General features: G+C 39.1%; 22 protein-coding genes. 8 read left to right on the top strand and 14 right to left on the bottom strand.

Annotated features, from left to right (window positions below; translation table 11 throughout):
* The first annotated feature begins 25 nt into the window (after positions 1–25).
* Positions 26–457 carry a hypothetical protein gene (locus tag MLC35_RS03295; RefSeq protein WP_151900854.1) on the top strand — a complete coding sequence of 144 codons (432 nt, stop codon included), beginning with the start codon at positions 26–28 and terminating at the stop codon, positions 455–457.
* Here the strand turns inward: MLC35_RS03295 and MLC35_RS03290 are convergent.
* From MLC35_RS03290 to MLC35_RS03230, 13 genes are read right to left on the bottom strand one after another with little or no spacing between them, the layout of a single operon-like run.
* Positions 429–1,715: an aminopeptidase P N-terminal domain-containing protein gene (locus MLC35_RS03290; protein WP_151900855.1), complete on the bottom strand. Its 1,287-nt coding sequence runs from the start codon at positions 1,713–1,715 to the stop codon at positions 429–431. The two genes, MLC35_RS03295 and MLC35_RS03290, sit on opposite strands and share 29 nt — an antisense overlap.
* Positions 1,705–2,322 carry an ABC-type transport auxiliary lipoprotein family protein gene (locus tag MLC35_RS03285; protein WP_434637801.1) on the bottom strand — a complete coding sequence of 206 codons (618 nt, stop codon included), beginning with the start codon at positions 2,320–2,322 and terminating at the stop codon, positions 1,705–1,707. The genes MLC35_RS03290 and MLC35_RS03285 overlap by 11 nt, the downstream gene beginning before the upstream one ends.
* Positions 2,312–3,274: an MlaD family protein gene (locus MLC35_RS03280; protein ID WP_434581277.1), complete on the bottom strand. Its 963-nt coding sequence runs from the start codon at positions 3,272–3,274 to the stop codon at positions 2,312–2,314. The genes MLC35_RS03285 and MLC35_RS03280 overlap by 11 nt, the downstream gene beginning before the upstream one ends.
* On the bottom strand, positions 3,271–4,005 hold the full coding sequence (locus tag MLC35_RS03275; RefSeq protein ID WP_346389480.1) for an ABC transporter ATP-binding protein: 735 nt from the start codon (positions 4,003–4,005) through the stop codon (positions 3,271–3,273). The genes MLC35_RS03280 and MLC35_RS03275 overlap by 4 nt, the downstream gene beginning before the upstream one ends.
* A complete protein-coding gene (locus tag MLC35_RS03270) occupies positions 4,005–5,111 on the bottom strand; it encodes an MlaE family ABC transporter permease (RefSeq protein ID WP_434637799.1) in 1,107 nt (368 codons plus the stop codon). Before MLC35_RS03270 ends, MLC35_RS03275 begins: the two co-directional genes overlap by 1 nt.
* Before the next feature lie 12 nt (positions 5,112–5,123).
* On the bottom strand, positions 5,124–5,618 hold the full coding sequence (locus MLC35_RS03265; protein WP_151900859.1) for a chemotaxis protein CheW: 495 nt from the start codon (positions 5,616–5,618) through the stop codon (positions 5,124–5,126).
* Positions 5,618–8,023 carry a hybrid sensor histidine kinase/response regulator gene (locus tag MLC35_RS03260; protein ID WP_346389478.1) on the bottom strand — a complete coding sequence of 802 codons (2,406 nt, stop codon included), beginning with the start codon at positions 8,021–8,023 and terminating at the stop codon, positions 5,618–5,620. The genes MLC35_RS03265 and MLC35_RS03260 overlap by 1 nt, the downstream gene beginning before the upstream one ends.
* Before the next feature lie 11 nt (positions 8,024–8,034).
* Positions 8,035–8,976, bottom strand: a complete 942-nt coding sequence (locus MLC35_RS03255; protein ID WP_151900861.1) for a chemotaxis protein CheV — start codon at positions 8,974–8,976, stop codon at positions 8,035–8,037.
* A gap of 3 nt (positions 8,977–8,979) precedes the next feature.
* Positions 8,980–9,720 (bottom strand): UDP-2,3-diacylglucosamine diphosphatase, encoded by a 741-nt coding sequence (locus MLC35_RS03250; protein ID WP_434637796.1) that lies wholly within the window; start codon positions 9,718–9,720, stop codon positions 8,980–8,982.
* Entirely contained in the window at positions 9,710–10,723 is a 1,014-nt protein-coding gene (gene argC, locus MLC35_RS03245) for an N-acetyl-gamma-glutamyl-phosphate reductase (protein ID WP_434637794.1), read from the bottom strand. The genes MLC35_RS03250 and argC overlap by 11 nt, the downstream gene beginning before the upstream one ends.
* On the bottom strand, positions 10,723–11,226 hold the full coding sequence (gene greA, locus MLC35_RS03240) for a transcription elongation factor GreA (RefSeq protein ID WP_151900864.1): 504 nt from the start codon (positions 11,224–11,226) through the stop codon (positions 10,723–10,725). Before greA ends, argC begins: the two co-directional genes overlap by 1 nt.
* Before the next feature lie 50 nt (positions 11,227–11,276).
* Positions 11,277–14,120: a nitrate- and nitrite sensing domain-containing protein gene (locus tag MLC35_RS03235; protein ID WP_434637792.1), complete on the bottom strand. Its 2,844-nt coding sequence runs from the start codon at positions 14,118–14,120 to the stop codon at positions 11,277–11,279.
* Positions 14,113–14,514 (bottom strand): PAS domain-containing protein, encoded by a 402-nt coding sequence (locus MLC35_RS03230; RefSeq protein ID WP_434637790.1) that lies wholly within the window; start codon positions 14,512–14,514, stop codon positions 14,113–14,115. The genes MLC35_RS03235 and MLC35_RS03230 overlap by 8 nt, the downstream gene beginning before the upstream one ends.
* 133 nt (positions 14,515–14,647) lie before the next feature.
* Between MLC35_RS03230 and MLC35_RS03225 the strand changes: the two genes are divergently transcribed.
* The 5 genes from MLC35_RS03225 to MLC35_RS03205 all read left to right on the top strand — a co-directional run bounded on the left by MLC35_RS03225 (position 14,648) and on the right by MLC35_RS03205 (position 19,547).
* Entirely contained in the window at positions 14,648–16,033 is a 1,386-nt protein-coding gene (locus MLC35_RS03225; protein WP_434637788.1) for a hypothetical protein, read from the top strand.
* Between the two features lie 10 nt (positions 16,034–16,043).
* The gene (locus MLC35_RS03220) at positions 16,044–16,556 is read left to right on the top strand and encodes a DsrE family protein (protein ID WP_151900868.1); all 513 of its coding nucleotides are present in this window, start codon (positions 16,044–16,046) and stop codon (positions 16,554–16,556) included.
* Between the two features lie 69 nt (positions 16,557–16,625).
* Complete coding sequence (locus MLC35_RS03215) at positions 16,626–17,717, top strand: cache domain-containing protein (protein ID WP_151900869.1); 1,092 nt, start codon at positions 16,626–16,628, stop codon at positions 17,715–17,717.
* The gene (locus tag MLC35_RS03210) at positions 17,714–18,376 is read left to right on the top strand and encodes a response regulator transcription factor (protein ID WP_151900870.1); all 663 of its coding nucleotides are present in this window, start codon (positions 17,714–17,716) and stop codon (positions 18,374–18,376) included. Before MLC35_RS03215 ends, MLC35_RS03210 begins: the two co-directional genes overlap by 4 nt.
* On the top strand, positions 18,363–19,547 hold the full coding sequence (locus tag MLC35_RS03205) for a sensor histidine kinase (protein WP_434581265.1): 1,185 nt from the start codon (positions 18,363–18,365) through the stop codon (positions 19,545–19,547). The genes MLC35_RS03210 and MLC35_RS03205 overlap by 14 nt, the downstream gene beginning before the upstream one ends.
* Here MLC35_RS03205 and MLC35_RS03200 read toward each other — a convergent pair.
* Entirely contained in the window at positions 19,522–20,202 is a 681-nt protein-coding gene (locus MLC35_RS03200; RefSeq protein WP_418641110.1) for a MerR family transcriptional regulator, read from the bottom strand. The two genes, MLC35_RS03205 and MLC35_RS03200, sit on opposite strands and share 26 nt — an antisense overlap.
* Before the next feature lie 93 nt (positions 20,203–20,295).
* Between MLC35_RS03200 and MLC35_RS03195 the strand changes: the two genes are divergently transcribed.
* Together MLC35_RS03195 and MLC35_RS03190 are read left to right on the top strand one after the other, a co-directional pair.
* The gene (locus tag MLC35_RS03195) at positions 20,296–20,814 is read left to right on the top strand and encodes a YeeE/YedE thiosulfate transporter family protein (RefSeq protein ID WP_434581262.1); all 519 of its coding nucleotides are present in this window, start codon (positions 20,296–20,298) and stop codon (positions 20,812–20,814) included.
* Positions 20,804–21,400: a YeeE/YedE thiosulfate transporter family protein gene (locus MLC35_RS03190; RefSeq protein ID WP_151900874.1), complete on the top strand. Its 597-nt coding sequence runs from the start codon at positions 20,804–20,806 to the stop codon at positions 21,398–21,400. Before MLC35_RS03195 ends, MLC35_RS03190 begins: the two co-directional genes overlap by 11 nt.

Below are 21,400 nucleotides of genomic sequence, written 5' to 3'. Positions count from 1 at the left end.
ATTTTGTCATAAAAAAAGAGCAATCATGAAAGCCCAGGCAATAAAAACAGACCGATATCTCAACAGACAACAGATAAAAGAGCATTTAAAAAATGTAGAGTACATCATTATGGCGGCACCGGCACCGGATCATTTCAAACAGACACCCATTCACTTTACACTCTTTTTAAATACAGAAGAAGCACTGCCAAAAGATATTCAGGATGCCGTACTGGAAAAATTTTTGCAGGAACATAAAATAGGCAAACCTGCAGAACTCATGAGTCAGCTTATGCCAGTGGGTTTTGCACTCAGCAAGGCACAAGACACCCCCATGCCTATGTTACTGGTAAAGCCGGAGGATCAAAAAAGTATTCCCTATACAGTAATGCATGTCATGGATTTCTTGGCAGATTCAGATGCCTTTGATGAAGCAAAAAAAGAGAATCTCACCGGCTGGAGTTACTCTTACGAGTAATTTCCTCTATCTCTTTTGCAATATGTGAAGAGAGATTTTCACAGCCGTTTTTCGTAACTAAAATATTGTCTTCAATTCTTATGCCTGTACCTCTGTACTTTTTAGGAATACTTATATCTGCTGCATCAAGGTAAATACCGGGTTCTATGGTCATAACCATACCGGGTTGCAGCGGAATCTCTTTGCCGTTTGGTTTTTTATAGGGACATTCATCATGCACATCGAGCCCCATCCAGTGTCCGATACCGTGCGGATAATATTTTTTGTGTGCTTTTTCTTTTAGCAGTTTTTTGAGTTCTCCCTGCAATATTCCCAAATCTATCATTCCCTGACACAGCAACTCTTCGGATTTTTTCTGCAGTACACTTTTGAACACGCCAGGGAAAATCATCTTTATAATCTCTTTTTGTACATGTAAAACCATTTCATAGAGTTCTTTTTGTGCTTTTGTATAACTTCCGCTGACAGGAATTGTGCGCGTTATATCACTTGCATAATACCGGTATTCACATCCGGCATCTATGAGTATCAGATCACCTTGCATCAATTTTTTATCGTTGTTTACATAATGCAAAGTATTGGCAGAGTTTCCACAGGCTACAATAGAGGTATAAGCATCGCTGTAGGCACCGTTTTTTTTAAAAATGTACTCTAAATTTGCCTGCAGTTCATACTCATAATGCAGTTTCGCACTCAATTTCATCGCTTTATGATGTGCTTTTTTTGTAATATTGATAGCTTTTTTAATAAGCTTAATTTCAGATTTCGACTTTATGAGACGCATTTTTTCAATATATGTCGCCAGATTCTCATAACTTTGTATGCTTTTTTTAAAGCGTTTTAAGATTTTAACCTTTGCATATTCCAGTTTGAAATCATGATAGATATGTTTTTTATTTTCTGTAAACTCTTTAAGTTTTTCTTCAAACTCATCAATTTCAAAAACATCATCCACCATGAAAAGCTCTTTGGCTTTCTCTTTTCCCAGCCTTTTTCCATGCCAGAGTTCCTGCATTTTGTCTTTTTTGGCAACAAACAAAAAAGTGTGAAATTTTTTTGCATCTTTTACAATAACCAAAGCAGAATTGTCTTCTGTGAAACCGCTCATATAGTAAAAATTACTGTTTTGCCGGTATGGATATTGTGTATCATTGGAACGTGTTTTTTGCTCTGCACTCAACAAGACAGCTACACTCAAAGGCTTCAGTTTACGTCCCAAACGTATTCTTCTTTGTTTGTACTCTTTTTCACTTATCAAGACATACTCCCTGCAGCCATAAACCACACTCTTTTAAAATTTCATCCAAGGCATTGCTGAGTGCAACAACCCCGCCTTTTGCATCATCTGACAAAGTTTTTTGTTTGAAATGAAAAGTTTTTGTCGCTACTGTTTTATGACTCGCTTCATCAACCAGGTTACATGTAATGACAACATTGACAAAAGAATTTTTTTCGTTTTCATCAAAATACTGCATAAAATCTTCTATATTTATTTCCAGTCTGTAGTCGTTTTTTGTTTTTGATTCTGCACTTTGCACACTCTTAAAAAGCTTCAGATCCCGCAAATACTCTGTAACAGCATATGTTAGAGCATCATTTGGCGTCTGCGCCCATCTTGACTGGGCATAAGAGTATTGTGCATATTTTCCCTCTACATAATACATTTTCAAGGACATATAGAGTTTGTCACCAAAAGAGCGCTCTACTTTGAGTGTTTTTTTCCGACATTTGCCTGTCTGTACTTTTACTGCTTTTGGCTGTATATTGAGTCGGTACTGATTCTGCGCCGGTGTCGGCGATGTGCATCCGGTAATTGTTATTACCGCGATACATGTAAGGCATATAATTAATAATCTATTTTTCACCAGGTCCCCTTTTGTATCTTTCTTTTTTATATAAAATATCACTCGGACTGCGGTCATAATGTTCTAACAGCTCATCTAAATTTATCAATGTCTGTTGCATTTGTGTCACAGTGCTGTTAATCAACGGTACGGACTGCACTGTAATATCTTCAACGTTATTCTGTACATCAGAAAAAGATTTTGCCATATCATTCATAATATGTCCCATTTCCAGATATGTTTGTTTGATACTCGAAAAAGAGTCATTGATTTTCTTTTCCCATGCAATGCTGTGTGCAACCAATTTATTCATATTGGGAATACTTTTATCAATCTGAGCTGTGATATGTTCCATATTTTTCGCACTTGCCTGCAGGTGTGCAATGGTTTTTTCATCAAGTATTGTATCAATTTTTGCCATAACCATAGCACTCTCGTGTAAAAATCTAGAAAACTGTTCCTGGTTTTTTTCACTCAACAGCTCATTGGTTCTGTCAAGCGTCATAAGCAACAGTTCAGAGACCGAATCCAGCGACTGTTCCACATTTGCGAAAAAAGAAGGAGCTGACTTGATTACAGGATACATTTCTCCTTTTTTTGCTTTAAGCGGCGGTGCATTATTGCTTCCCTCTGTCAGATTTATATAACTCAGTCCGGTAATGCCCTGTGCAGTAAGCTTTGCCACCGTATCTTCTTTGACAGGTGTCGTCTTTAGCATACTGACTGTCACCTCCACCTGTTCGGTGTTTTTCGGATTTATGCGCAAGCGTATTACTTTGCCTACTTTTATACCCTTGTATTTCACAGGTGCATCAAGATTGAGTCCCAACACCGATTCGTTAAAATATATAATATACTTTTGTGTCGCCTCTGCTTTTTCAGGTTTGAGCATCCAGTAAACAAATCCGAGTATGCTGAGCATTCCCAATAAAACGACAAACCCTATCAATGTATAATTTACTTTATTGTTCATATTGTATCTCTAAAAAAAGTCTGTATAAAATCATTCTTCACAGAAGTAACCTCTTCTAAACTGCCCTCATAGGCAATTTTTTTATTATCAATTATAGCCATTCTATCCAAAGTATTATATATAGAATGTAAATCATGTGTGACAATTACCATAGTAAGTCCCAGCATTGAACGCAACTGCAATATAAGTTCATCGAACTCTCTGGCAGAAATCGGATCAAGTCCGCTTGTAGGTTCATCCAAAAAAAGCAGTTTGGGATCCATTGCCAAAGCTCTGGCAATCCCCGCTTTTTTTCGCATACCTCCGCTTATTTGCGAAGGATACAAAAATGCATCACTTGGTTTCAAACCTACCAGATCAAGTTTAAATGCCACTATTTCTTCTATCATTTTTTGGGAGAGTGTTGCATACTCCCGCAGCGCCAACGCAATATTTTCCGCCAGAGTCAAAGAAGAAAAAAGAGCACCAAACTGGAACAATACACCCCATTTTCGCCTGAGTTCCTGTGCCTGGCTTTCACTGATACTCTCTATTTTCTGTCCCAAAATCTCAATACTTCCTGAGTGAAACTCCTGCAGCATGACCATTTCACGCAGCAGTGTTGTTTTTCCGCAGCCGCTTGGTCCCAAAAGCCCGTAAATTTCACCTTCGTTTACATGTAAATTGAGCCCGTCATGCACTACTTTGTCACCAAAAACTGTTTTGACACCGCGTACTTTAATCAGTTCCATTATATCCCCAGATTTGTAAAGGCTATAGAAAAAACCGCATCACATACAATTACGGCAAAAAGTGACTCGACAACACTTTTTGTAGTATTGTAGCCTATACTTTGTGTATCATCTTTGACAATCAACCCTCTGTAAATACCGATAGAAGCAATCAAAAATGCAAAAAACGGTCCTTTGACAAGTCCCACATAAAAATGTTTCATTGCCACTACCTCTTGCAGTCTGTCAATGAAAAGTGCCGGCGGCAGGTCCAGACTCAAATCGGCAACGATAATGCCTCCGAGCATAGCCATAATATCTGCTACAAAAATGAGTATCGGCAGCATAACAACAAGAGCAACTATTCTTGGCAAAACCAAAAAAGTATATGGGTCAAAGCCCATAGTCCGCATAGCATCAATCTCCTGTGTGATTTTCATCGCCCCTATCTGTGCCGTATAGGCTGAACCGCTTCTGCCTGCGATGACTATTGCCGTAATCAAGGGGGCAAGTTCTCTGAATATAGAAATACCCATCATATCCACAATAAAAATATTGCCTCCGTATCTCTGAAGCTGATAAGCAGCCTGATAGGCTGTCACCAAACCAATCAGAAAGCTTGTCAATGCTACAATGCCAAGAGCACGCAGTGCACTTTCATTGATTTCAAAGGCTATCTCTTTTATACGGATATTTTTAACACTTTTAAAATAGAGCAAAAAAGAGACAAAAACCTTCCCGATAAACTCCATAAAAGAGATAAATGAAAGGTAGGAGCGATAAAAAGTTTTTCCCATACACTCAAATATATTTTCTTTTGAAGGTTTGTATTTTTTATCGAGCTTTTTTTTATGCTCTTTGGTCAATGCAAGTGTATGCAAAAAGTTTGTATTTGTACACTCTATGTTTACATGGTACTCTTCTTGCAGATCAGTTAAAAAAAGAGCAAAGGCGGTATCAAGATAGCGGGCATCTCTTAAATCAACAGTAATTTTTTTAAAATTTGAGAGCTCGATTTTTGCAATGAATTCTTGGGCTTGATGAAGATTGTAGAGTGTCAATTCCCCTGAAAATTCAAGGGAAACACTCTCTTTGTCAATAGTAGTGCGCAGTAGGTTTTCAGGCATGAGACAAAAAGGCTAAAAATCTCTTTCTAAAAGTTTGTTCACTTTTAAAATAGTAATAATTTTATCTGCCTGCTTTCCTACACCGTCTATAATAGTGTCATCACCGTTGACAGTATCAGGCGGCGGTCCCACATTCTCTTTTTTAATGCGAATTGCCATTGTGAGTCTGTCAATCACAAATCCTGCCACATCAGAGCCGTTTCGCATAACAATAAAGCGTGTATCTTCGCTCTGTTTTTTAGGAGGCAGTCCAAATTTTGTACGCAGATCTATAAGCGGAATAACAGAACCGCGAAGATTAAACACACCCAAAACATACTTAGGCACCTGCGGAACTCTTGTCCATGGAAAAGGTTTGATAATCTCCTGAATGGAAAGAATAGGTACTGCATACTCTTCATCCCCTATGACAAATCCGACAAGTTGTACCACATCATCGAGCTGATCAACAACACTGTCATTTTGTTCAGCCTGTTTGTTAATAATATCTTTTAATTTATCACTCATTATAAAAACTCCGGTTTAAAGTTAACATTTCTCTGTACAACACTTGCCAAATAGTCGGCAGAATAAGGTTTCGTGATATACTCAACCATACCTGATTCAACCCCGCGCATACGGTCAGATTTACTTGTTCTTGATGTTACGGCTATAAGCGGCAGGTTTTTATATCTGTTGTATTTTTTAATCTCCGAGGCAAGTGTATATCCGTCCATCCTTGGCATTTCGATATCAATGAGCATTGCATCTATATTGTGATCGCCTGATTTCAAGAGGTTAAGTGCTTCTTGTCCGTCACTCGCTTCAACAAGAGTAATCCCCATAGGTTCCAGTGCTTTTCGCATAATCGTTCTGTCTGTTTTGGAATCATCAACGATCATTACAGTATAGTCACTCGCTTTTGTTTTCTCTTTCACCGCAGATTCATCTGACGAGCTTATCTGCGTGGCTTTTGTCTCTTTGGCCATATCCATAAGCGCCACGACATCAACGATAAGTGTCACTCCTCCGTCTCCGCGGATGGTAGCTCCCGCAATCCCTTCAATACCTTTGAGGTACTCGCCGAGAGATTTGATAACAATCTCTTCCTGCCCTACCAAAATATCTACAATAAGCCCCAGTTTGCTTGTTCCGAGTCCCAAAACAACAACATAGGCATGTTCACTCGCATCCAAAATACGCTCAACTTCAAAAATATCTCCGATATGCACCAAAGAAAGAACATCATCACGTAATCGCATTACAGAACGTCCCTCTACTGTATATATTTCATCTTTTGAAATTCTGACCGTTTCAAGAACAGAGGCTAAAGGAATGGCATAATGTTCTTCTTGAACACCTACAAGAAGTGCCTGAATAATTGCCAGAGTCAGTGGAATTTTCAGTTTTATAGAAGTACCCTTGTCTATTTCACTGTCAATATCTATGATACCGTTGAGTTTTTCGATGTTTGTTTTGACAACATCCATCCCGACACCGCGTCCGGACACACTTGTCACAGCTGCAGCTGTTGAAAATCCCGGTTTAAAGATAAGTGTATATGCTTCTTTGTCACTCATCTGTTCTGCTTCTTTTTCAGTGATGATGCCTTTTTCAAGCGACTTTTGCTTAAGCATCTCCGGGTCAAGCCCTTTTCCGTCATCATCTATCTGAATCACAATCTGATTGCCCTCATTATAGGCTTTGAGTGTAATCGTACCCTCTTCCGGTTTTCCTTTTGCAAGACGCTCTTCTGGCGTCTCTATACCATGGTCACAGGAGTTACGGATAATATGCACAAGCGGATCCCCGATCTCTTCCACAATTGATTTGTCGAGCTCTGTATCTTCACCGGAGATAACAAGTTCAATCTTTTTGTTGAGTTCGCGGGAAAGATCCCGGATCATTCTAGGGAATTTGTTAAAAACTTTTCCTATTGGCAGCATACGCGTTTTCATAACCGCAATTTGCAAATCAGTCGTTACAAGAGAAACAATAGAGACAACCTGGTTGAGCTCTTCTAAAAACTCTTCTCCCTCATAACGCTCTTCAACATCATCATTGATTTTAATCAATCTGTTTTTTGCCAAAACAAGTTCACCGATCAGATTCATCAGATGGTCAAGTCTTTTGACATCCACACGAATCGTCTGCTCAACCGTGGCAGGTGCACGTTTTGCCGGTGCTGCCGCCTTTGGATCCTCAGCAGAAGCATTTTGCGATGCTTTTTTATTTTGTGAAACAGGAGCAGGAGTCGGTGCCTTTGGAGCTTCTTCTTTTTTCTCTTGTTTTTCTTCTTTTTTCGGCTCTTCTTCATTTGGTTCTGGTGGCATTACAGGCACTTCTTCACCCGCGGCTATTTTTGCTTCTCTTTTGGCTCTGTCTTCGGCCTGGCGCTGTGCCAAAAGTCTTTCTATTTCAGCTTCTATCTCATCAGGGTCCATATTGTCATAGTCCGGTTCTTCTTCCTGAGTCTCTTCTTCAGCTGCCGCAGGCTCTTGTTCTTCTTTTTCCTGTGCTGCTGTTGCATCGGCAAGTCCTGAAAGGTCACCGTTGCTTATTTTGTCAAGTCTTGCGACACAGGCGGCCACATCTATGCCTTCATCACTGCTCGTGTCACGGATTTTTTCCAAAAGTGCTTTCATCAGGTCAATAGACTCCAGAATAACATCCATAACATCCGGAGTGATACTCAACTCTCCATGACGGGCTTTATTGAGCACATCTTCCATATGATGTGTCAAATGTGTCAAGGTGTCAAAATTCAAAAACGATGAAGCCCCTTTCACGGTGTGTGCGACACGAAATATCCCGTTTAGCAATTCCAAATCATCCGGACGGGATTCTAATTCGACCAAATCTTCGTCAAGCTTTTCAACAAGTTCAAACGATTCAACTAAAAAATCTTGCAGTATCTCTTGAAATTCATCCATATTTACACTCCCTATTTCTTCATATGTGCACGTACAATACGTGATACTTCATCAAAAAATGCACCTGCCTTAAACTTAACCAAATAAGCTTCTCCGCCGGCTTCCTCACCTCTTGTTTCACTAAAATGATCACTGATTGAGGAGTTAAAGACTATAGGAATATCACTGAACCTTTCATCTTCTTTGACTTTCGCCGCAAAATGAAAACCGTCCATTCTTGGCATTTCAACATCTGAAATAATTATTTTTAAATTATCTGCCAAATTATCTCCATAAGTTTCATAGAGATCTTTCAGTTTATTAAGACCCTCTTCTCCATCCATCGCTTCTACAACATGAAAGCCCATTTTCATCAATGCATCTTTGACAATTTTACGAGCCGTTGCACTGTCATCAAGCACCATTGCCAGACCTGAAAATGTTTCTATTTTCTCCGGTGCCGAATCTGTTTCAGGTTCATACAGTCCCAAATCCTGAACAACACTTTCAAGGTCCAGGATTAAAAGAACATTATCACCCTCTATCTTTGTTACTCCAGTTATTTTATTGCTCTCAAGTCCTGAGGAACTGCTCATAAAAGTTGCCGGTTCTATATCACTCCAGCTGATTCTTCTGATGCGTTTTGCTTCATGAACTATAAAGCCTATCAGCACATTGTTAAACTCTGTAATAATAACGCGGGCATTTTTCTTTGCATCTTCGGGTTCAGTCACACCCATCCATTTTGCCAGATTGACAACAGGAATGACCACTTCACGCAAATCAAATATTCCCTCTATGAACTCCGGTGTACTTGGCAGCTCTGTCAGTTTTGGCAAACGTATAATTTCTCTGACCTTAGAGACATTGATACCGTAAATACCTTCATAAACCTTGTCTTTTTCCTGTTTGAATATGCGAAAATCAACAAGTTCCATCTCATTGGAACCAACTTTTAAAGACTTTTCATCCATCTTTTATATCTCCCTAGAGTATTTTTTTTCTTCCAACAACTCTATGTCTTGAGCTGATTTTACAATAAAGTATCTTTGATTGCAAGCAAAAGCACCCAGATTTATATAGTAAAAACCGTCTGTGTCAAAAGAAATGTTTTGATGATAATGTCCCTCTATAAAGTAGTCGCAGGTATATTTTTCTGCCAAACGCTTTTGTACAAATTCTCTAAAACCCGTAAATTTCTGACAGTCATTTTTTTTACTCAAATAGCTGTCAAGATTTTTCAAAATCGCATGTTTTGAAAATATATCTATATACTTTAAAACAAAAAGAACAAAAGGGCTTCGTATCAAAGATGTGTAGAGTTTATAGAGTCTCTCCCCGTCAAAGTCTCCATGTGCAAGATAGACTTTTTTCTTTTGATACAATGCTTTTACCGGCTGGTTTTTAATCGAAAAAACCCTGGCCTTTGGAAAAACATTTTTTATATTAAAATCATGGTTCCCCTCCAGATAGACAACTTCCGTATCTATGGAAATATCATTGATAAGTGCTATAACCTCTTTGTTCTGCTTACATGTAAAGTCTATAGACCCAAACAGAGCGTCAAAGATATCTCCCATCAGAATAAGCTGGGGTACTGCCATATTTTTACTGTGTATTTCTCGTAAAAAATATAAAAGTTCCGGACGCAGGTGTGAATAGTGCGCATCAGAAACAATAAACGCACCCTCTTGAATAATAACCGGTTTAGGGGACATAGGCTATATCTGGTATCGCCGTCGTCTCATCAATGCCCATCATCAGATTGGCGTTGACAAGAGCCTGAGAAGATGCTCCTCTCATCAGGTTGTCTATGCTTGAAGATATAAAAAGTATATTGCCTTTTCTCTGGGCATAGATGTCACAGAAATTTGTTCCGGCAACATTTTTCATATCCACCGGCACAGAACTCACCCTTACATGTACGTCATTTTTATAAAATTCTTCTACAACATCCAGGGCATCGAAATCATCACTGACCTGTATATAAATCGAACTTATCATACCCCGCGTCACAGGAACCAGATGCGGTACAAAACTGACTTTGTCAAAAGAGACATTCAGTTTGTCTGCAATTTCGGGAGCATGTCTGTGCAACAAAGGATTGTAGGCAAAAAGATTGTCATTGACATTCACAAAATGTGTCACTTCACTGAGCTTTTTGCCTGCTCCGCTCACTCCTGTTTTTGCATCAATTATAATCGGTGTATCCGTAATACGTTTGTCCATAAACGGAAGCAGTCCCAATATCGCGGATGTAGGGAAACATCCCGGATTTGCAACCAGTTTTGCAGACTTTATCGCTTCACGATTGAGTTCAGGGAGTCCGTAGACAACATGTTCCAGATTTTTTGGGTCTGTATGGGGACAGTAAAATGCCTCATAAATATCCTGCGGCAGTCTGTAGTCAGCTGAGAGGTCAACAACTTTGATACCCTTCTCTAACAACGGCTTGACGTAAGCCATTGCTGTTTTATGCGGCAGTGCCAAAAAAACCAGTTTACATGTAAGCGCCATTGCATCAATATCTGCTTTTTGCACCTCATCTTCGCACACACCGTTTAAAGAAGGATGGAGCTTGTTTATGGTCGTTCCGCCTTCAGAGTTTGCGATGTATGCCAAATGAAAAAAAGGATGTTTTATGAGCATTTTGACAAGTTCCAGCCCTGTGTAGCCTGTTGCCCCGACCACGCCTACATTTATTTTACTCTTGTTTTGCATTACTCTTTACACTCAAAAACAATATCCTGGTATTTCACCTCGTCTATTTCAAACTCTTTTTCACCGCCGGGGAGACGGACTTTGACCTCGTCACCCTCTTCTTTGCCAAGAAGCTGTTTTGCCAGAGGAGAGTTAAAAGAGATGAGCCCTATGTCAGGATTGCTCTCACAGCCGCCAACTATCGTGTAGGTTACCTCTTCGTCTGTGTCCATATTTGTCATGACAACCGTTGAGCCAAAGCTCACCTTGGTGTGCTGCAGATCTTTAGGATCAACAATCTGGGCATTTCCTAAAATCTCCTGAAGCTCTGCAAGGCGGTTGTCTATGCTTTTTTGCTGCTCTTTTGCCGCATGATACTCTGCATTTTCTTTTAAATCGCCGTGTTCAAGCGCTTCTTCAATCGCTTTGACAACGCCGGGACGTTTTACCTCTTTTAAGTCTTTCACTTCGGCCTGTAACTTCTCGTAGCCAAAAAGTGTCATCGGTTCTATGTTGTTTTGCATAATCTATTCTCTTTATTAAATTTTTTTAGTTGTATGATTATATCAAAACTTTACACTTTGTTAAATTTATTTTTTTCTATTTCGCTCAAGGCTTTGAGAGACATCTCTTTGACATCCCGTGCCACCTCATTGACTTCAGCCGCAGTCTGTGCATTAAGCTCTGTCATAGCATTTACCTCATCAACTGCTTTGTTAATAGAATTCGCACTCTCGCTTTGTTCGGCAATATTGGCCTCAACATCGGTAATGGACTGCGTCAGGATACTCACTGTTGTATTGATTTCAGCCAGTGATTTTTGTGTTCCCTCTGCAAGCTTTCTTACCTCATCAGCCACTACGGCAAATCCGCGTCCATGCTCACCCGCACGTGCCGCTTCAATGGCCGCGTTAAGTGCCAGCAGATTTGTCTGATCCGCTATATCACTGATAACCTGCATCACATTTTTAATATCCTGTGACTGGCTGACAACTTCATTTGCTTTTTGGGATGTCTCTTCTATGGTCTGCGCTATAGTATTGACCGCCTGCGTTGTCACACTCAGCTCTTTTGCCTGTGAAGCCGTAGAACTGTTTAATTCCTGCATTTTTGACTCAAGCATATCTGCCCGCTCAAGCAGTGCATTTGCATTGTTATAGGAATCGTTCAAAAGTTTTGTGATGGCATCGCCAAGATTGTTGACTCTCTCTACAACCGCTTTTGTCTCTCCTGTAATTTTTGCATCAAGAACAATCTTATCCAGGTAGTTATAGTTTGCATACTTTTCAAGACCTTCGAGTATATCGTCCATCACTTTTTCCTGGGTATCGAGCATTTTATTGATTGTATTTGCCAAAGTCTGGATTTGCGAGTTTGTTGCCTCGGAATTGACTCTGCATTTAAAAGAACCCTGCTGTACCTTATTAAGAGTAAGAATTGACTCTCCGACACAGAGCATATCATTCTCTATTCCCTCATTAATTGTATCTGTCTGTTCGTTGACCATTTTTGCAACACGGGCGAGTTCATCACTGCCAGACAAATCAATCTTTTCGATTACATTGTGTTTTCTGTTTAAAAACTCCAAAAACTGTTCCATGCCTTTGCTTATTTTTGAAACGGAGTGTGTGATATTTTTGCTGATTAGCCACGAAAGCACTGCTGTAAACAAAATAATAAAAAGCATTACAAAAAGATACAGATAGAGCGCATTTTTTTCATTCTCATATTTTTCATGTGCCAACCGGGTAAGATTTTGGCTCAGGTGGTCATCCACTTTCTTCAAAAGATTGATTTTTTGCGTGATGGTATCAAACCAGTAAGAAGCATCCACACCAAATCCGCCTATGGTATTGGCCTCAAGCGCAATTTTTCGCATCTTTTCAACCTCCTGCACTGCCTGTATAGCCATCTGATTTGTATAATATGCCACCAGATAGGAAGGGGCTACAGAGCGAAATACTCTCAAAAAGCTTTTTTGTTCTGTTATGAGTTTTACAAATTTGTCTTTCATACCCGGCAGAAATTTATTTCTGGCAAAAGCATTTGAGAGCACTGCCCGCTCTATGCCCGCTCTCTCTTTTGCCATTAAAAAACTGTAATAGGCAATGAGCTTTCTTCCGCTTTTTATATCTGTTGCCAAATGTGTCATATAGGCAATCGTATCAAGCATAGATGTATTTGCGGCAGTATAAGTATTTAGAGCACTTTTTACATCAATATCCAGTGATGTCACACGCTTTCTTACACCCTGTAATTCTTGAATTTTTTGCAAAAATTGATTTACGCGTTTTTGTAATTCATGCGGATAGTTTTGAAAATGAAAACTTTTGATATCACCTTTAAGCCTTGCCAGTTTTTTATCACTTGCGGCTCTCTGTGCCGGAAGTCTGGTAACGAATTTTTTGGCATTTGAGCCTATATACCCTGCTGTAGCACCTCTCTCTTTTTGTGTTTCATGTACAAAGTTTGCGATGTCTATGGCAAGCTGAAAGAGTTCTTTGCTTCTTTTGTCACTGCCGTTCAATCCTTTTTCTATTTTTTCCTGCACTTTTTTGAGTCTGTTTATTTTTTTTGTAATCGTATCAAACCAGTAGGTGGCATCCACACCAAAACCGCCAATCTCTTTGGCACTCAGCAAAATGGTTTCCATCCGTTTGACTTCTTCAATCACCTTACCCTGCAGAATCTCTCTCTTGTATGCAATATCTTTTTTTGAGGCAAGGGTCTCAAAGCTGCTCATAAATGCCTCTTGTTCAGAGATCAGTCCTGCCAGTTTTGTTTTTGCCCCTTTGATAAACTTGTCATTTGCGAAAGTGGCACTTCCGACTGCACGCTCTATGCCGGCTCTCTCTTTGGACTGTAAAAAATCATAATACGCCAGGGTCTCGGCACTGAGCTGTGCATCCGCTGCCTGCAAAGAAGCTTTTGCTATAAAATTTAAAAACTTTGCATTCATTTGTGTATAGTAGGCAATCGCCTCCTTTGCTCCCATACTCTGTGCCGTCACCTGAGAACGAATGGTATTTATCCTTGAGAGATCCTGTAATGCTTTTTCAAGGTATTCTTTGACATCTTTATCCAACAGACTGATGACATTCCCGTTTTGCAGATACTCTTGCAGTTCTTGAATTTTTTTGTCAGTCTCTTCTTTTTGCGAGACAAGTTTTTGTGCAAACTTTTTCCCTTTTGAACCCAAAAATCCGGCAGTTGCACCCCGCTCTTTTTGTGTCTCATGCACAACTTTGGAAATTTTTTGATCCAGATCGACGATGATGCTGTATGTTTCATACTGCTGACTGTTTTGCAAATGACTGTAAATTGCACTTATGGCTATGATGACAATGACCGCAAGAGGCACTGCAACATTGAGCAGCATCTTGTTTCTTACTGAAATCTTTGTTAAAAAATTAACCATTGTGGCGCTCCTTTGCTCTCATCTCTTTATAAATTTTTTCATATTTCTCTTTTTCCATTTCTGAAACTGTTCTTCTGCAGGAGATATAACCCGGTTGCCCATCACAGGAGGTAAAGGGGTACACCGTGGCAAAAACCCAGTAGTAGTCACCGTTTTTTGCCTTGTTTTTTACAAAGCCCCGCCATCGCTTCCCGCTTTTTATCGTCTCCCACAAATCTTTAAAAGCGGCACGCGGCATATCTGGGTGACGGACAATATTATGCGGTTTGCCAACAAGTTCATCAACACTGTATCCGGCATAATGACAAAACTCATCATTGGCAAAACGGATAATCCCTTTCGTATCTGTTTCTGAGACCAAAAAAGCTTTGGTATCCAAATGTATTTCAGCCATTCAAAATCCTTAAGTATATTTTAAAAGTTAGATATAGTACTTTTAGAAAGCTTTGCTTTTAGTTAAAGGTTCTAAAAATTCTCTTTTTTACACTCTTGTTTTACACTGCCGACATCTTTCATAGGAGGAAAATATGAAAACAACTTTAAAAATAAAGCTTCTTGGACTGGCAGGTCTCGTCTGTGCTTCACAAATTGAGGCGGCCGACTGGCTCAAGCTGCAAGGGTATCAACCGGAGTTTTTTGCACCAAAAGGGGTAATCGTTCCATATCGCAGTCACAAACCGAAAGTCTGGGGATTCATTCAGGCAAATTACAAAAAAGACGAGGGAAAAGTTTTGATTGCTCCTGACGGTAAAAACAAAACACCTTTTTCTCTTTTAAACCCTGACCTGGAATCGCAATCCGGTATGAGTCTTTTTCGGGCACGTTTGGCGATGAGAGGGATGGCTGACAATGACAACCTTGTCAACTACTTTTTTATGACAGAGTTTGGAAACAACGGTGTCAACAATCTTGCCGGACATAGAAATGTCGGTACTTATTTTACAGATGCTTCTGTAACTCTCAAACATATAAAAGGGGCAAAAGTCAGAGCCGGTATGTTCAAATATCCGGGAAGTGAAGAGGGCTTGCAGGCTGTCTTTGTTTCTCCTTACATCGAGTTTACTTCTATGACATTTCAACAGCTTTTAGAACGACAGGTAACAAAAGTAGGAGCAGCACAGACAGGTGCAGCAGCAGGCGGTGCACAGACAGTTCACTATACCAGCACAGAAATCAACAGACCAATCGGCGCTTTTAGAGATACGGGTGTGCAGATTTTCGACACCTTGCCGCTGGTAGATTCATGGAACATCTCTTATGCTTACATGTACGGAAACGGAAACGGTATCAGTATGAGCAGTTCAAATGCACAGGCAACCCACTACGGATATCTTGCACTGGAGAAAATTTTTGCAAATCCCGGCAAAGGATACTATACAAATTCACTCAAAATGTTTGTCTGGGGACAAAGCGGAAAAAGAAAACTTCTCTCCAACAACGGAACAGCAACAACCCAAATTGATGCAGACCGCAAACGATACGGTTTAGGCTTTACCTACCATAAAGACGGCATCAGAGTCGAAGGAGAATATATGAGAGCTTCTGGGATGATTTATACCGGTGCAAAAGATACAGATCCTGATCCGCAGACTGAAAACTGGCAGTTTCAATTCGCTGCAGGCAGTGAAAACAAAGCGGATGGCGGATATGTGAATCTTCAGTATGAAATCGTTCAGAGAAAGTTTGAAGTATTTGGCAGATATGACTACTTAAACCGTCTGACCAATGACACCAAAGGCGAACGTGACTTTAAAACCCTAACGCTTGGTGCCTCATACAGATTCAAAGGAGCAACAAGAGTCGATCTGAACTACATGATACGGGATGCAAAAGCTCCGGGTAATGCAAATGCACAAAAAGTTTTAGACAATATGGGGAACCGTATTGCTATTCAAATAACAGCAGCTTTTTAAAGGATTGACAATGAAATTATTCAAAAAACTCTCAACAGTGGCATTACTTATGTTGCTCGGAACAGGTCTCTATGCGCAAAACAGTGACGCAGAAGAAGAAAATGATGTAGTCAAAATAGTCTATCAGTGTGATTTTCCCGATATTCAACGTATACACCTGATGCTCAATACTATTAATAACGCAGCCAGCTATTTTGACAAACATCTTATTCCGTATGAGATAAATGTTGTCGCTTTTGGTCCATGTCTTCAATACATGATGAAAGATTTTAAGGGCACAGGTTTTGTTAAAATGCCTTACTGTGAGCACGGAGGCCCGACAGGTGCCGGAACAGTTTCACGTTTTAAATCTTTAAAACAGCTTGGCGGAGACAACATCAACTTTTTTGCCTGTGGCAACACTATGAAGAAAAAACATGTCAAAGATGAGCAACTGCAGGATTATGTGAAAAAAACACCTGCGGGCATCATTAAAATCGTTAATTTGCAAAGACAGGGATGTGCATACGTCAAAATTAAGTAATTTAACGCCAAGATTTGTGTATTATTATAAAAAATAATACACATTCTTTATGTATGAAGTAAAAAGAACATGAAACTCTATCAGAAATATCTCGCTGTAATATTGTTAATGCTGGTAATTTTTATAGGCTACTTCTATACACAAAACAAGCAGGAGTTTACTGACAGAGTGCATACTGTTTTACTCAATATTTTAAACAAACAGATAGAAAATGAAAAGGCACGGGCTTTTAATTTTGCCTTTGCCCTCTCTCAAAACGAAACACTCCAGCGTGCGCTTAAAAACAATGATGCAAAAAAAGCCTATGAAATTCTCCAGACACATATGAAGGCACTTGAAACTTTCAGCGGTTCAAAAATCCGTATTCAGATTCTTTCAAAAGACATTACTATATTTGCACGCAGCTGGGATAACAGTGATGCGGGTGTCAATGTCAAAGCCTACCGTCCTGACTTGGTAGAGATGAAAAAAACACTCAGCCCGCATCTCTCCTATGAAGCGGCAAGACGGCTTGTGCTTATCGCTTCTATTCCTATTGTAGAGAACAAAAAGTGTCTCGGGTTTGTGGAAGTCATTCAACGTTTTGCTTCCCTTGAAAAATATTTTGCCCAGTACGATATAGATATGATTGCACTCCTCGATGACAAATACCAAAACCAGTCCGTACTGCTAAAAAACAATCCTCGGATTGCCAATATGATAGTGGCAAACAACGGAGCAAACATCAATCACATTCAAAATCTCCGCAGACTGGACTTGAATAAACTTGAAAGTCTGGGTTCTGTGCAGACCGAAGAGTATCTCTACATATCAAAAGTCATTCTCAACTCCAAAGCAGAACGTATAGGTTACTTTATACTTATACTTTCACAAGAAAAACTCAAACTTTTCAGCAGTTTTGAGAATGAACTTGAAAGCTTTTTCAGCTACTCAAGAAAAGATCTTTATTCTACTATTGTCAATAAAGACAAAGCTTTTGACCCTTATACCGACTTAACAGCAAAAGAGCTTGTTTCACTGAAAAAATGCACAACACAAAAAGACAGGGCCTGTTTGGAGAAAAATTTACGTAACAAACTCAACAGATACACAAAAGAAGAGTTAATATCCCTCTTGCTGGATGCCAACTCTCAAAAAATTTCAAGAGGAAAGATAAAATGAAAATACTTTTGCTCGAAGATGAGACAATTTTAAAAGAGAGCATTGAAGAATTTCTCAGCTCAAAAGACTATACAGTAGACAGTTTTGAGAACAGCAGTGATGCTTTTGATGCCATTTTTTGCAAAGAGTATGACTTGCTCCTTCTGGATGTCAATGTCCCCGGAGAATTTGACGGATTTTCTTTAAGAAAAGAACTTGGAGATGAGGGAAAGAACATTCCTACAATTTTTGTCACTTCCATGTCAAGTGCCGATGCAATGCTGCAGGGGTATGCAAACGGCTGTTGTGACTATATTAAAAAGCCTTTTGATTTAATCGAATTACAGTTAAGAGTACAACATGCCCTAAAATCCAACTGTTTTAAAACCGACAGTGATATGCTCCAACTTCCCTGTGACTACCGGTATGATGTTAACAACCGAAAACTTATCGGTATATCGGGAGAGATTCAACTGAGCAAAACAGAAAATGATATTCTTACTCTGTTCATCAAACACAGAAACCAGATTGTCACTTTTGAAATGCTGTATGAAGAGATCTGGGAGAACAATGTTGAAGCTGCCAATGCGAGAGTGCAGATAAACAACTTAAGAAGAAAACTGCCAAAGGATGTCATTGAGAATATTTACGGCATAGGATACCGACTTGATTGTCAATGAAGAAAAGTTTGTAAAAAAATACAGTCTTATTTATACACTGATTGTCTCTTTTATACTCCTGACGCCTTTGTCATTGTATATCAATCATAAAATAAACCTGCAGGAAGTGCAAACAGAAGTGGAACTCAAATCCATTCAGGCACATATCATAAAAGCCATGGACAATTTTGGAAACCATCCTCAGGAGATCTTTGAGTTTCCAAAATTTGCCTCTTTTGCCTCAGGTCTTTACAAAAAAGATTTTACTCCGGTCTATACACAGATAGACGAACCCCTCCCCTCCTATATGCCAGGATACCATTCCAAAGGTTCTCATAGATACCTCATCACAGAACTCCCGGATAAAAAATACTTTTTTGCGAACTATTTGGTCACAAAAACAGAAATCTCTTTCGCTCCTGTTTTTTTTGAAGCCAGCCTCATTGCCTTTGGAATCATTACGCTCATCTTGCTGCTCTCTTTTTATTTTTTAAAAAGCTTTTCAAAACCCTTCAGAAGAGTCAATGAAAAGCTCGATGATTTTATCAAAGAGTCTATGCATGAAATCAACACCCCTTTGAGCATCATCAATGTAAATGTTGACCTTTTTGATGCGCTTTACGGCAAAAACAAATATTTCAACCGCATAAAATCAGCAACACGCTCTCTTGCCACCATTTACAATGACATGGATTATCTCATAAAACAAAACAGAGTTGAATACAAAAATGAGCCCATTAACCTTTATGACTTTTTACAGGAGCGTGTCTCTTATTTTGAACTTATCTGCCAGTTAAAAGAGATAGAACTTCTCTTTACATGTAAGGTAGGACAACCTGTACTGTTTTTCAGCACAACTAAACTGCAGCGAATCGTTGACAACACACTTTCCAATGCCATAAAGTTTTCATTTGCAAAAAGTAAAATAGAGATAAAGCTTTTCCATGACAATGAACTGAATATATGTCTGAGTATCCAAGATTATGGAAAAGGCATCCAAAACCCGCAAAAAATTCTCGAACGCTACTACAGGGAAAATGAATATAAAAACGGGTTTGGCATAGGTATGAGCATCGTCAAATCAATCATAGATGAAGCCGATATACATCTTGATATAAAATCCGAACCAGGAAAAGGAAGCATATTTACCTATACCTTTAAAAAGTCTATGTTCCAATCAGTTCCTGTTTGATTGCTCTGTAGAACTCTTTGTATGTTGCACGGTTGAAAATATACTCTTTGGTTTTAAAAAGTGTATCAAATACTATTTTCCACAAAGCAGAAAAATTTTTATCATCTCGCAGTGCACATAGTTTTTCCTGCATTTTAAGTTCCAATTTTGCCAATTCCCGAGCATGTTTTACATACTCTTTTATCAACTCATAATCAACCCCGACTTCCCTGCAGTTCTCTATCAAATTCACTATACAAGCTTCTTTTTGAGTATAATCATTCTCCCCTATTGGCATTAAAACACCATCAGCAAGCAACCTTTCCAGGAGTTCCTCATCAATATCAAAATGCTCTGTAAACTCTTTTTTGCTGTAGTGCTCGCTGTGAATCTCAATACCGCTTAAAGTATTCATGAGCGGTGCCAGCATTGTGTAAGAACTTGAAAATGAATTGTTTTTTTTCTCTAAAACCAGTTTCACCTGTTCGTTACTGCTACCCATCTCCTCTTTCATATACTTGATATATTTGATGAGCTCTATATGCTCATCACTGTATTTATGAACATTTGCCTTTACTTTTACAGGATTTGGCAAGAGTCCCTCTTTTATATAGTAAAGTATAGTCGATTTTGGAACACCTGTTTTTGCCACAAGTTCAGACATTTTATAATCCATTTTTCATCCTAATTAATAACTGATTAAGAATTATATCATATAATTCAAATTGTAAAGTGTAGCTTTACACTATTTATTTAAAATGGAGTTTATATGCCTAGACAGATACCTTGGTGGGTTGGCGGAATTGCAATGAGTTTACTTTTTTATTTTAGTTTTTCAACTTTTGGAGCGAATCGTCCTATCGGTGCTTCAACCGGAATGGCGTACCTTGCAACTGTTTTATTTGGACTTGATGCAGATAGTTATGCTTATACAGCAGAGATACAACAATCCGGAGCATGGGAAGGTGTCATGCTGATCGGTCTGTTCTTTGGCGGACTTTTTATGTCAATTTTTGTAACAAAGTCTTTTCATTTGAGTCTTATCCCCACACTCTGGAAAGAGAGAAAAAACAGATCAGTCAAATCTCGTATGCTTTGGAGTTTTATTGCCGGATTTCTGCTTGTATTTGGTGCCAGACTAGCAGGCGGATGCAATGCCGGGCATATTTTGTCCGGTGGCAGTCAATTGGCACTCAGTGGTATAATCTTTGCCGTTTTTGCGCTGGGAACAGGTGTGATAACAGGAAGATTTTTTTACAAAAAAAAGGTTTGCAAAAATGACAGATAGAATTGTACATATGTTTGATATAGTGGCAAGGCAAGGGCATGGTTCTGTTTGGACGGTACTGTTTACAGGCTTTGTTTTTGGTGCCGTTATTTTATACTCAAGATTGGATAAATTTGAAAAAATGGCTGGTTTTATGCTTTTTGAAGATACCCTTGTTCCTCGTATGGCGATGACAACCGTTGCACTTTCAAGCCTGGGATTTTATATTTTGGTACAGACTGGTTATGCTTCTTATTCTGTAAAACCTGTTTTACTTGCAGGACTTATCACGGGGGCAATACTTTTTGGTATCGGCTTGGTTATTTTAGGAAAATGTCCCTCTGCTTTTTTTGTTTCGGTATCTGAGGGCCGCATAGATGCTCTTGTCGGCGTTTTGGGAGGAATGGTCGGTGGAGCGGTTTTTACGCTTTTTTACCCTCAGATAAAAAACTTCATGGGTCCGGATTTGGGAAAAGTGCAAATATTTCATTATTTTGAAGATCACGCTTTACTTGTTGTAGTAATTTTTAGTACTATTTTACTGATTACTGCATATCTGCTGCCGACAATAGAATATAAAGACCCTGCAGATTTCAAAAAAAATTAG

This window comes from Sulfurimonas sp. NW7 (assembly GCF_051132265.1).
Taxonomy (GTDB): domain Bacteria; phylum Campylobacterota; class Campylobacteria; order Campylobacterales; family Sulfurimonadaceae; genus Sulfurimonas; species Sulfurimonas hydrogeniphila.
Note: the sequence above shows the minus strand (reverse complement) of the source record. Positions and strands in the feature narration are given on the sequence as shown.

Excerpts from the sequence above, each read along its gene's own strand:
- MLC35_RS03295 (WP_151900854.1), top strand. The coding sequence starts at position 26 with ATGAAAGCCCAGGCAATAAAAACAGACCGATATCTCAACAGACAACAG.
- MLC35_RS03280 (WP_434581277.1), bottom strand. The coding sequence starts at position 3,274 with ATGAACAATAAAGTAAATTATACATTGATAGGGTTTGTCGTTTTATTG.
- MLC35_RS03275 (WP_346389480.1), bottom strand. The coding sequence starts at position 4,005 with ATGGAACTGATTAAAGTACGCGGTGTCAAAACAGTTTTTGGTGACAAA.
- MLC35_RS03270 (WP_434637799.1), bottom strand. The coding sequence starts at position 5,111 with ATGCCTGAAAACCTACTGCGCACTACTATTGACAAAGAGAGTGTTTCC.
- MLC35_RS03265 (WP_151900859.1), bottom strand. The coding sequence starts at position 5,618 with ATGAGTGATAAATTAAAAGATATTATTAACAAACAGGCTGAACAAAAT.
- MLC35_RS03260 (WP_346389478.1), bottom strand. The coding sequence starts at position 8,023 with ATGGATGAATTTCAAGAGATACTGCAAGATTTTTTAGTTGAATCGTTT.
- MLC35_RS03255 (WP_151900861.1), bottom strand. The coding sequence starts at position 8,976 with ATGGATGAAAAGTCTTTAAAAGTTGGTTCCAATGAGATGGAACTTGTT.
- MLC35_RS03250 (WP_434637796.1), bottom strand. The coding sequence starts at position 9,720 with ATGTCCCCTAAACCGGTTATTATTCAAGAGGGTGCGTTTATTGTTTCT.
- argC (WP_434637794.1), bottom strand. The coding sequence starts at position 10,723 with ATGCAAAACAAGAGTAAAATAAATGTAGGCGTGGTCGGGGCAACAGGC.
- greA (WP_151900864.1), bottom strand. The coding sequence starts at position 11,226 with ATGCAAAACAACATAGAACCGATGACACTTTTTGGCTACGAGAAGTTA.
- MLC35_RS03235 (WP_434637792.1), bottom strand. The coding sequence starts at position 14,120 with ATGGTTAATTTTTTAACAAAGATTTCAGTAAGAAACAAGATGCTGCTC.
- MLC35_RS03230 (WP_434637790.1), bottom strand. The coding sequence starts at position 14,514 with ATGGCTGAAATACATTTGGATACCAAAGCTTTTTTGGTCTCAGAAACA.
- MLC35_RS03225 (WP_434637788.1), top strand. The coding sequence starts at position 14,648 with ATGAAAACAACTTTAAAAATAAAGCTTCTTGGACTGGCAGGTCTCGTC.
- MLC35_RS03220 (WP_151900868.1), top strand. The coding sequence starts at position 16,044 with ATGAAATTATTCAAAAAACTCTCAACAGTGGCATTACTTATGTTGCTC.
- MLC35_RS03215 (WP_151900869.1), top strand. The coding sequence starts at position 16,626 with ATGAAACTCTATCAGAAATATCTCGCTGTAATATTGTTAATGCTGGTA.
- MLC35_RS03210 (WP_151900870.1), top strand. The coding sequence starts at position 17,714 with ATGAAAATACTTTTGCTCGAAGATGAGACAATTTTAAAAGAGAGCATT.
- MLC35_RS03200 (WP_418641110.1), bottom strand. The coding sequence starts at position 20,202 with ATGGATTATAAAATGTCTGAACTTGTGGCAAAAACAGGTGTTCCAAAA.
- MLC35_RS03195 (WP_434581262.1), top strand. The coding sequence starts at position 20,296 with ATGCCTAGACAGATACCTTGGTGGGTTGGCGGAATTGCAATGAGTTTA.
- MLC35_RS03190 (WP_151900874.1), top strand. The coding sequence starts at position 20,804 with ATGACAGATAGAATTGTACATATGTTTGATATAGTGGCAAGGCAAGGG.